The sequence below is a fragment of the Streptomyces sp. NPDC058955 genome (genome assembly GCF_042741435.1).
Lineage (GTDB): Bacteria > Actinomycetota > Actinomycetes > Streptomycetales > Streptomycetaceae > Streptomyces.
The window spans coordinates 18,347-28,104 of sequence record NZ_JBHYKM010000105.1 but is presented as its reverse complement, the minus strand read 5'-3'; the positions used below and the strand labels follow the sequence as shown (position 1 = coordinate 28,104).

8 protein-coding genes are annotated in these 9,758 nt (G+C 74.9%); 2 read left to right on the top strand and 6 right to left on the bottom strand.

Going from position 1 to position 9,758, the window contains the following annotated elements; translation table 11 throughout:
• Positions 1-174: 174 nt before the first annotated feature.
• Positions 175-3,168: a carbohydrate binding domain-containing protein gene (locus ACFW1I_RS30200; RefSeq protein ID WP_384675854.1), complete on the bottom strand. Its 2,994-nt coding sequence runs from the start codon at positions 3,166-3,168 to the stop codon at positions 175-177.
• A gap of 171 nt (positions 3,169-3,339) precedes the next feature.
• Positions 3,340-4,221, bottom strand: coding sequence for a DUF4344 domain-containing metallopeptidase (locus ACFW1I_RS30195; RefSeq protein WP_384675852.1), 882 nt, complete (start codon positions 4,219-4,221; stop codon positions 3,340-3,342).
• 83 nt (positions 4,222-4,304) lie between these two features.
• Between ACFW1I_RS30195 and ACFW1I_RS30190 the strand changes: the two genes are divergently transcribed.
• Positions 4,305-4,454, top strand: a complete 150-nt coding sequence (locus ACFW1I_RS30190) for a hypothetical protein (protein ID WP_384675850.1) — start codon at positions 4,305-4,307, stop codon at positions 4,452-4,454.
• Positions 4,455-4,517: 63 nt separating this feature from the next.
• Here the strand turns inward: ACFW1I_RS30190 and ACFW1I_RS30185 are convergent, their stop codons facing one another.
• Together ACFW1I_RS30185 and ACFW1I_RS30180 are read right to left on the bottom strand one after the other, a co-directional pair.
• Entirely contained in the window at positions 4,518-5,339 is an 822-nt protein-coding gene (locus ACFW1I_RS30185) for a VOC family protein (protein WP_384675848.1), read from the bottom strand.
• Positions 5,340-5,460: 121 nt separating this feature from the next.
• Positions 5,461-6,369 (bottom strand): MerR family transcriptional regulator, encoded by a 909-nt coding sequence (locus tag ACFW1I_RS30180; RefSeq protein ID WP_384675846.1) that lies wholly within the window; start codon positions 6,367-6,369, stop codon positions 5,461-5,463.
• 113 nt (positions 6,370-6,482) lie between these two features.
• Between ACFW1I_RS30180 and ACFW1I_RS30175 the strand changes: the two genes are divergently transcribed.
• Entirely contained in the window at positions 6,483-7,955 is a 1,473-nt protein-coding gene (locus tag ACFW1I_RS30175) for an alpha/beta fold hydrolase (protein ID WP_384675844.1), read from the top strand.
• Positions 7,956-7,972: 17 nt separating this feature from the next.
• Here the strand turns inward: ACFW1I_RS30175 and ACFW1I_RS30170 are convergent, their stop codons facing one another.
• Both ACFW1I_RS30170 and ACFW1I_RS30165 read right to left on the bottom strand, forming a co-directional pair.
• On the bottom strand, positions 7,973-8,767 hold the full coding sequence (locus tag ACFW1I_RS30170) for an ABC transporter ATP-binding protein (RefSeq protein WP_384675860.1): 795 nt from the start codon (positions 8,765-8,767) through the stop codon (positions 7,973-7,975).
• A 5-nt stretch (positions 8,768-8,772) separates the two neighbouring features.
• Complete coding sequence (locus ACFW1I_RS30165; RefSeq protein ID WP_384675842.1) at positions 8,773-9,756, bottom strand: ABC transporter ATP-binding protein; 984 nt, start codon at positions 9,754-9,756, stop codon at positions 8,773-8,775.
• Positions 9,757-9,758: the final 2 nt, after the last annotated feature.

The window sequence follows — 9,758 nt, the reverse complement described above, 5'->3', positions numbered from 1 at the left end:
CGGTGGCGCGGGTGGCGCCGGCCGGGCCGTGTGATGTGTGGGGTGGACGCAAGATCCCAGACGGGCGGGGCGGAGGGAAGGCTTCTGTCCGACAATCCCGTTCATGTAACAGAATCTTGACTTGAACATGGCGAAAAGGGGGCGGATTTCCCGCTCCGCCCCCTCTCCGCCGGATCACTTCAGGTACGGGCCGGCCGTGCCGATCTTCCCGGGACCGTTCAGGACGTACACCCGGAGGTTGCCCTTGCCGGGCGCGCCGACCGTGAGCGTGCCGCCGGTGACGGTCTTCACGTCACCGGTGACGGCGTCGGTGTACGTGCCGTTCGGGATGCCGGTGTAGGTGGCGCCGCCCGAGACGGTGACCAGCGCGAAGCTGTCCGTCGAGCCGCTGGTGTAGCGGCGCTTGAAGGCCATGCCGCCCGAGATGCCCTCGGTGGAGTACTGGCCCGTCTGGAGCGCGGGGATCGCCCGCCGGATCTCGTTGAGCCGCTGGACGTGCTTGACCAGGGGCTGCTGGAGGGTGGTCGCGACCTGGCCGCTCGCCTCGGAGACCTTCGAGAAGTCGGAGGCGGTGACCGTGCCGGCCAGGTGCGCGCCGTAGTAGGCGCGGCCGGTGGTCGCCAGCGGGCAGGTGGGCCCGCAGTCGATCTTCGCGCCCTTCTGGAACTCGATCTCGGAGCCGTAGTAGAGCGTCGGGATGCCGCGGAAGGTCCACATCAGGGACATGTTCTCGGCCCAGGCGTCGGTGCCGCCGGTGTACCGCTCGCTGGACTTGTTCGGCCCGTAGTCGTGGCTGTCGACGTAGACGACGTTGTAGGTGGCGTCGTGGTAACTGTCGTCCGAGTCCTTGCCGTTGGAGAAGGCGTTGTACGCGTCACCGAAGTTCATGTGCATGCGCATGTCGATGACGTTCATGCCGGAGAAGCGGCTGCGATCGGGCTCGTGGTAGGTGTTGCCGTCCAGGAAGGCGTTGGTGGAGGTGGGCTGGTTGCCGGTGCCCTGCTGCTGCTCGTAGTCGTACATCTCCAGGGCCGCCTTGGCGTCGTCGGCGTCGTACTCCTTGCGCTCCTTCCAGGTGAAGAACTGCGCGGAGTGGTTCACCGAGCCGCGGTTCCACTTGTCGTTGACGAAGGCAGCGACCTCGCCGAAGACGAAGAAGTTCTTTGCCGCCTCGGCGCCGTGCCGCTGGGTGACCCGCTCCTGGATGGCGGGGAGGAAGCGGCGGTTCCAGGTGGTGCGCGGGACGTGCACGGCGGTGTCGACGCGGAAGCCGTCGACCCCCATGTCGATGTACTTGTTGTAGGCGCCGATCAGGTGGTTCTGGACGGTCGCATTCTCGGTGTCGAAGTCCGCCAGGTCCTCGTGCAGCCAGCAGGAACGGGAGTCCTCGCCCTCCCAGTTGCCGATCCAGCACTGGTGGTAGAGCGCCTTCGGGAACATCCCCGAAGTGGGGCTCGGCCACTGGCAGTTGTACAGCGTGTAACCCTCTGCGCTCTTACCGCCGGTCGGCTTCCCCCAGTTGACGCAGGTGTTGCCGGCGGGCTCGGCCGTCGACCACAGGTCGCCGTTGTAGTACGACTTGCCGGTCTTCGGGTCGATCGTCAGGCCGTCGTACTCGAAGCCGGGCTGCTTCTCGTCGTAGTACCAGCTCCACTGGGTGTCCCGGACGCCGTACACGGTCGGCGTGAACAGGCCCTTGGCGCCCCAGCGGGAGGAGTGGTTGTAGACGACGTCCTGGTAGATCTTCATGCCCTTGGCGTGGGCGGCGTCGATGAGGTCCTGGTAGGAGGCGCCGGCCGACTCCAGGCGCGGGTCCACCGTGTAGAAGTCGTAGCCGTGGTAGCCGTGGTAGTCGTAGTCCGAGCGGTTGAGGACCACCGGGGTGACCCAGACGGCGGAGAAGCCGAGGCCCTTGATGTAGTCGAGCTTCTGGATCAGGCCCTTGAAGTCGCCCCGGAACATGGGGTCGTCGTTCGCCGCGTTGCCCGACTTCACGTGCTGGCTGCCGCCCCGGTTGTTGGAGGCGTCGCCGTCGTTGAAGCGGGCGGTGAGGACGAAGTAGATCGGGTCCTTGCGCGGGTCGGTGCCGAGCGGCTTGCCGTTCGCCGGGGCGGTCGGCCTGTCGCCGGTGGTGGCGGTGGCGGGCGCCGAGGCGGCCGAGACGTTCCCGGCGGCGTCCACGGCCCGCACCGTGTAGGTGTACGCGGTGCGTTCGGCGAGGTTCGTGTCGGAGAAGACCGTCGAGCCGACGTCCGTCACGACCGTGCCGGCGGTGCCGCCGGTACGGGTGACCTGGTACTTCGTCACGCCCCGGTCGTCGGTGGCCGGCTCCCAGGAGAGCAGGACGGAGACGCCGTCGGCGCTCGCCGTGACCCCGGCCGGGGCGGTGGGCGCCTGCGTGTCGGGCGGGGTGGCGGCGCAGGGGTCCGTCGCGTTCGCGGTCACGACCCGGTCCCGGACGGTGGAGGTGCCGGTGCCGATCGCGTAGTCGGCGCCGCCGTTGTTGTCCCACACGCCGTTGCCGTTGTTGAAGGCGGCCTTGAGGGAGGTGGCCGTGCCGAGGTCGAGCTCCCGCTTCCACCAGCCGGCGCAGGCCGCCGTCATGCCGAGACCGGGCACGGCCGTCCACGCCCCGCCCGTCGGCTGGTAGTGGACGTTGACGGTGGACCAGCCGAGGGAGGCCGAGGAGTAGTACACCGTCGCCTTGTTCGAGGCGGGCGGCGGGGCGTCGGCGCACGGATCGGAGTGGGCGACGACCCCGTCCTTCACGGTGATGTTCCCGGTGCCGAGGGCGTAGTTGCGGCCGCCGTTGTTGTCCCAGGTGCCGGTGCCGTTGTTGAAGGTGGCCTGGAGGCCGGCGGCGGCGCCGAGGCTGACGGTCTTCTTCACCCAGTCCGTGCAGGCAGGCTCCATCGCCGTGCCCGGGACGGCAGTCCAGGAGCCGCCGTCGGGCGCCCAATGCAGGTTGTGGGCCGACCAGTTCTTCGTCTTCGTCCAGTAGAAGACCGTCGCCGTGTTCTCGGCGACGGCGGCCGCAGGGGCGGCCGGGAGCGGGCCGGCGGCGGCCGGAGAGGGGCCGGGCGGGGCCGCGATCAGGCCGGTCAGGCCGGCCGCGACGGCGAGCAGCGCGAGGGCTCTTCCGCGCGGCCGTGTGCGGGTGGGGGTCATGCGGATCTCCAGACGGGGGCGCGCCGACGGGAGGGCCGGTGGGAGAAGGCGGGGATCGGCCCCCTTGGAAGCGCGTGCGGAAAATTGCGGAAACTTCTTGCGTCGGCGGGAAGTTACCCCCGTGTGGCGCGCGCGTAAAGGGTCCGCGTCGAAGCGGTTCGCGGCGCGGGACTACCGCTGCTTGAGGTGCGGACCGAGCAGGGTGCGCCAGGACGAGGAGATGCGCCGGTACTCGGCCGGGCAGAGCTCCGCGCGGTCGCGGGGCAGGACCCCGTCCGGGTTCCCCTCGGCGTCCACCGCGTCCGCGAACCGCCCGGGATCGGAGCCGTACAGCCAGCAGGCCCAGTCGAAGAACCGCTGCCCGTCGAGGGAGTGGACGTCGGAGTACGCGGCCACCCCCGGGTCGCCGCCCTCGGACGCCTGCCACAGGGCGCCCCAGGCGTTGATGGTGGAGATCGCGTAGTCGGTGTGGCGCTCGTCGCCGGAGGCGAGGAGGAGGACGGCGAGCTGGTCGACCGCGTCCTCCTCGCGGCCGGTGACCGGCAGGTCGTACAGGTCGACGAGGGCGTGCCCGAGCTCGTGGAAGAGGACGCCGTTCGAGAGTCCGACGACGTCCTCGTCGACGGCGGCGGCCCGCTGCGCCGGGGTGCCGTCGGTGTCGGAACCGGCGAAGACCTTCCGGGCCTCGGACACGAAGCCGTAGCAGTAGGTGATCCGCCCGGTTCTTTCGTCCCAGTGCGGATTGGGGGCCGCGCAGGCTGCGGCGCGGAGCGGCACGTCCCGGGGGAGGGCGATCCGGGCGTCGGCGTAGGCGGCGGCGTCCTCCAGGACCCGGTGCTCCCGCAGGAAGGCGAGGGCGGCGCGCTCCTCGGCGGTCCGGGCCGCCTCGTACGCGACGGCGAGCCGGCCGGTGCCCTGGGCGCTCTCGGGCGCGGCCGCGGTGGAGACGCAGCCGGTGAGCAGGACGGCGGCGAGGGCGAGGCGGAGGGCGGGGCGGAGGGGGAGGGGGACGCGGGAGACGCGGAGGGCGCGGGTGCGGGCGGCGGTGGGCATCGGCGGCACCTCGTCTCCTGGGCGTTCCTGCCGACGAGCCTGGCCGCACCCGGCGTCCGGGGCGAGCCCGCCGCGCCGGACGGGTGAGGCGGGGGTCCGGCTCGGCCCCGGGCCGTCGGCTCGGGGGCCTCCTCGCCGCGCTCGTCGCCGCCCTCATCCCCGCCCGGCACACCCCCGACGCCGCCGGGACCCCCGCCGCGGCCGCCGCCCCGCGGGCCGCCCGTGCCGTCTGAGCCCCGGGCCGCCGCACCGGAGACGGTAGGGGTACGAGGCCGCCGGCCCCGTACCCGTGCCGCTCATCCCGTCCCGTCCGCCTCCAGCGTGAACAGCGCCCCGTCCGGATCCCGCACCACCACCCGGCGCTCGTCGCCACCGGCCTCCGGCTCCCGGGCGCCGCCCCACTCGCCGCCCGGCACCACCGTCCCGCCGTGCTCCTGCACCGCCGCCACCGAGGCCGCCAGATCCGGCACCCGGAACCGCACCAGCCAGCGCGGCCGCAGCTGCGGGCGGGACGAGGCGGCCTCCACCGGGCCGCTGTCCAGCCGCGCCACCGCCACCCCGTCGCGGCGCAGCACCACCCGGTCCTCCTCGTACGAGGTCTCGCAGCAGCCCGGCACCTCCTCCGCCCAGCGCAGCACCCCGCCGTAGAACACCGCCGCGTCGAACGCGTCCCGGGTGTGCAGCTCCACCCACGCCGGGGCGCCCCGCTCGCCCACCTGCCAGCGCGACACCAACCGCCCCTCCCACACCCCGAACGCCGCCCCGTCCCGGTCCGTGGCCAGCGCCGCCCGCCCCTGCGGCGGATACGCCACCGGGCCCACGCCCACCGTGCCGCCGCGCTCCCGGATCCGCGCCACCGCCGCGTCCGCGTCCTCCACCGCGAAGAACACCGTCCAGGCCACCGGCACCGCCAGCTCCGCCGCCAGCGCCGCGACCCCCGCGACCGGCACCCCGTCCCGCTCGCCCACCGCGTACGCCGAACCCGCCTCCAGCTCGCCCGGCCGGAACGTCCAGCCCAGCACCGCGCCGTAGAACCGCTCTGCCGCGCCCAGATCCCGAGCCGCCAGACTCAGCCAGCACGGCGCGCCCAGCGCCTGTGCCGTCGTCGGCTCCGCCACCGGACCACCTCCTTGACCGAGCGCCCGCCGGCCGGACGCCACCCCGCGCGCCTTCCCCGGCAGGCCGCCCGGCACACCCCCCTTCACCCGGCCGGCGGCGGGACCGGACCCCGGCGTTCCGTCAGGCGGCCGGGGGCGCGGACAGCGCCACCGCGAGGTGGTGGTGCAGCAGGCCGAGGGCGGGCCGGTCGGCCGGCTGGAGCGGGGCGACCAGCTTCCAGTACCGCGCCATCACCCCCGTGTCCTCGCGGCCCAGCAGCTCCACCAGGCGCCGGCGGAAGACCGCCGAGTCCGCCTCCCCGAGGGCCAGCGCGTACGCGCCGGCGAAACAGTCCACGGCCTCCGCGCCGCCGGGCGCCCGCCCCGCCCGCACCTCCGCCGCCGCCAGCTCGTACGCCTCCGCCAGGCCCTCGTAGAGCACCGCCGGCCGGTACCGCTCGCCCCGCAGCGGCGGCGCCGGCGCCCGCTCCGGGCGCGGGTCCGACACCAGGGCGCGCAGCAGCGCGTGAGCCCGCACCTCGGCGGGCGACGGCTCGTCCGGCGGCACCGGCACGACCTCGTCCAGGACCCGCGCCACCAGCGGCGCCGGAAGCCGCACGGGCAGCGACCGCCGCCAGAACCGGACCACCGCGTCCGTGGCCGGCGGCAGCGCCGCCGCACCCAACAGCGGCAGCAGCTCGGCCCGTTCCGCCCCGTCGCACTCCGCGAGCAGCCGCAGCGACGCCTCCCGCCACGCCAGCGCCGCCCGCTCCCGCGCCACGCCCCGCAGCTCCCCGGCGACCACGTCCGCCAGCCTGCCCTCGTCCTCCAGCGCCCGTGCCACCTCGGGCACACCGAGGCCCAGGGCGCGCAGCGACCTGATCTCCCGCAGCCGGACCAGCGCCCCGGGGCCGTACCGCCGGTGCCCGCCGCCGCTGCGCCCGGCCTCGGGCAGCAGCCCCCGGTCCGAGTAGTACCGCACGGTCTTCACCGTCACCCCGGCCCGCCCGGCCAGCTCGCCGATGCTCCACGTCCCGTCCGCGTCCGTCACCCCGTACCTCCCGCGGCCGACCCTAGCCGCCCGCGCGCGGAGTGGAATCTCCCCCAGGGGGAGTTCCTAGCCTGCCGGTGACCGCGGCGGAAGACGAGTGCGAGGAGGCGGGGATGACGACGTTCGTTCTGGTGGGAGGCGCGTTCACCGGCGGGTGGGTGTGGGACCGGGTCGCGGAGCGGCTGCGGGAGGCCGGGGCCGGGGTGCGCCAGGTCACCCTGGACGCCGATCCCGGGGCCGGACTCGGCACGCACATCGGGGAGTTGACGGAGCTCGTCGACCGGCTCGACGACCCGGGGATCGTCCTCGTCGGGCACGACTACGGCATCCACCCCGTGCTCGCCGCCGCCGACCGGCGGCCGGACCGGATCGCCCGGGTGGTGTACGTCGCCGCCGGACTGCCCTCGGACGGCGACCCGGCGCTGCTCCTCGTCCGTGACGAGACCGTCCGGGCCCGGCTCGGCCACGACCCGGCGCCGCTCCCGCCGCCCCACGGGGAGGAGTGGGCGCGCTGGGGCAGCGTCGACGGGCTCTCCGCCGCCGACCTCGCCCTCCTCGACCGCCGGGCGGTGCCGCAGCCCGCCCGCACCCTCACCGAACCCCTGCGGCTCGGCGGCGCCGTGGAGCGGGTGCCCGCCGCCGCGGTGATGTGCACGGCCGACGGGCCGGGCGTCGACGTGGTCGAGATGCTGGTCCGGACGGGGCCCCCGCACCTGCGGAAGCTGGCCGGTCCCGGCTACGCCTTCCTCGAACTCCCCGCCGGACACTGGCCGATGCTCTCGCACCCCGCCGAACTCGCCGACCTGCTGGTCCGGGCGGCCGCGGGCGAGGGCCGCCGGCTGACCCTGGACGACGACCAACCCGCGTACGAAGAGGTGGAGTTCCTGCTGGAGACGGAGGAGTTCCCGTACGAGCGGCACGGCCGCCTCGACGTGTACCCGCCCGACGGGGAGGGGCGCCGGCCCGCCGTGCTCCTCGTGCACGGCGGCCCCGTCGACGCCGACCGCAGCCCCACCCCGCGCGACATGCCCTTCTACCGGGGCTACGCCCGGTACCTGGCCGGACTCGGCGTCGTCGGCGCCACCGTCGACCACCGGCTGCACGCCCTGACGGACTACGCCCGCGCCGCCGGCGACCTGGCCGAGGCGGTCGAACGGCTCCGCGCCCACCCCCGGACCGACCCGGACCGGATCGCCCTCTGGATCTTCTCCGGCGGCGGCCTCCTCGCCGCGGACTGGCTGGCGGCGCCGCCGCCGTGGCTGCGCTGCCTCGCCCTCTCCTACCCCGTCCTCGCCGCGCCGCCCGGCTGGGAGACCGTCGAGACCCGCTTCCGCCCGGTCGCGGCGCTCGCGGGCGCCGGAGCGCTGCCGGTGGTCCTCGTCCGCGCCGGACGCGAACACCCCGCCTTCGCGGCGACGGTGGAGGAGTTCCTCACCGCGGCCGGGAAGCACGGGGCGGACGTGGAGATCGTCGACGTGCCGGAGGGGCGGCACGGCTTCGAGGCGCTCGACCGCACGGACGCCTCCCGCGACGCCGTGATCCGCGCGGTCCGGGCCGTACGGGACCGGGTGACGGGGACGGAGTGACCGACGGGGCCCGGCGCTCAGGCCCGGCCCGTCACCCGGGCCGGGTCCCAGCCCCTGCGCGGCACCGAGTCCAACAGCAGGCGGGTGTAGGGGTGTTCGGGGCTGCCCAGGACCCGGTCCACCGGGCCGGACTCCACCACCTGCCCGGACTTGAGGACGAGCACGTCGTCCGCGACGTGCCGGACCACCGCCAGGTCGTGGGTGACGAAGAGGTAGCCGATCCCGGCCTCGCGGCGGATCTCCCGCAGCAGGTCGAGGATCTGCGCCTGGATCGACACGTCGAGCGCGGCGACCGCCTCGTCGAGGACCAGCACCCGGGGCTCGGCCGCCAGCGCCCGGGCGATCGCCACCCGCTGCCGCTGGCCGCCGGAGAGCCCGCGCGGCAGGGCGGCGGCCTCGCGGGCGCCGAGCCCGACCCGGTCGAGCAGGTCGGCGACCCGGGCCGCGCGCCCGGCCGCGTCCAGCGCCGTGTGCAGGCGCAGCACCTCGTCCAGGCAGCCGCTCACCGGGATCCGCGGGTCCAGCGACAGGTACGGGTCCTGGAAGACCATCTGGATCTCCCGGGCCCGGGCCAGCCGCTCCGCGCGGCCCCGGGGGCGGGCGGAGCGGTCCCGGCCGTCCAGCCGGACCGTGCCGCCGTCCATGCGCTCCAGGCCCACCAGCATCCGGACCGTGGTCGTCTTGCCGCTGCCGGACTCGCCGACGATCGCCAGCGAGCCCCCGGCCGGCAGGGTGAACGACACCCCGTCGACCGCCTGATGGTCGCCGTACCGCTTCCGCAGGCCGTCGACGACGAGGCCCTTCTCCACCACGGTCGTCACAGCGCGATCCCTTCCTCGGCGCGGTGGCACGCGGCGAAGCCCTCGCCGTGCCGTGCCAGTTCGGGCTTCTCCTCCGTGCACCGCGCCACCGCGTGCGCGCACCGTGCGGCGAAGGCGCAGCCGGGCGGCGCCTCGGCGAGCGACACCGGGCGGCCCGGGATCGGACGGGGCGCGGGCGAGCCGGCCTCGATCCGCGGGGTGCAGCCGAGCAGCCCGGCGGTGTACGGGTGCCGGGGCCGGTCGAACAGCTCGTCGGTGGACCGGGTCTCCACGATCCGGCCCGCGTACATCACGTAGACCCGGTCGCAGATCGCGGAGGCCAGCTCCAGGTCGTGGGTGACGAAGAGCATGCCGGTGCCGCGCTCGGCCCGCAGAGCGGCGAGGATCGAGATGACCTCGGCCTGGGTGGTGACGTCCAGCGCGGTGGTCGGTTCGTCGGCGACCAGCAGCGCCGGCTCGGCGGCGAGCGCGGCGGCGATGACGACCCGCTGGAGCATGCCGCCGGAGAACTGGTGGGGGTGGCGGCGCAGCGCCCCGCGCGGGTCGCGGATGCCGACCGCGGCGAGGAGTTCCTCGGCGCGCGCGGTGGCCTTGGCGGCCGGGGTGCCGGCGGCCCGGAGCCCCTCGGTGAGGAAGTCGCCGACCCGGCGCAGCGGGTTGACGGAGGCGCGCGGGTCCTGGAAGACCATGGCGACCTCGCGGGCCCGCAGCGCGGCGAGCCGCGCCCGGTCCATGGTGAGGACGTCGGCGCCGTTCACCCGGACCTGGCCGGTGGTGAGGGAGCCCTTGGGGAGCAGGCCGAGGACGCTGCGGCAGGCGACGGACTTGCCGGAGCCGGACTCGCCGACCAGGCCGACGGTCTCCCCGGGCCGCACGGTCAGGCTGACGCCGTCGAGGATGGGCCGGGCGGCCCGGTCGCCGGGGAGCCGCAGCTCCAGGCCGTCGATCTCCAGGACGGGAGGGGGTGTGGAGTGGTTCATGG

Coding starts and splice junctions, on each gene's coding strand:
- ACFW1I_RS30200 (WP_384675854.1), bottom strand. CDS start 3,168: ATGACCCCCACCCGCACACGGCCGCGCGGAAGAGCCCTCGCGCTGCTC.
- ACFW1I_RS30195 (WP_384675852.1), bottom strand. CDS start 4,221: ATGCCCACCGCCGCCCGCACCCGCGCCCTCCGCGTCTCCCGCGTCCCC.
- ACFW1I_RS30175 (WP_384675844.1), top strand. CDS start 6,483: ATGACGACGTTCGTTCTGGTGGGAGGCGCGTTCACCGGCGGGTGGGTG.
- ACFW1I_RS30165 (WP_384675842.1), bottom strand. CDS start 9,756: ATGAACCACTCCACACCCCCTCCCGTCCTGGAGATCGACGGCCTGGAG.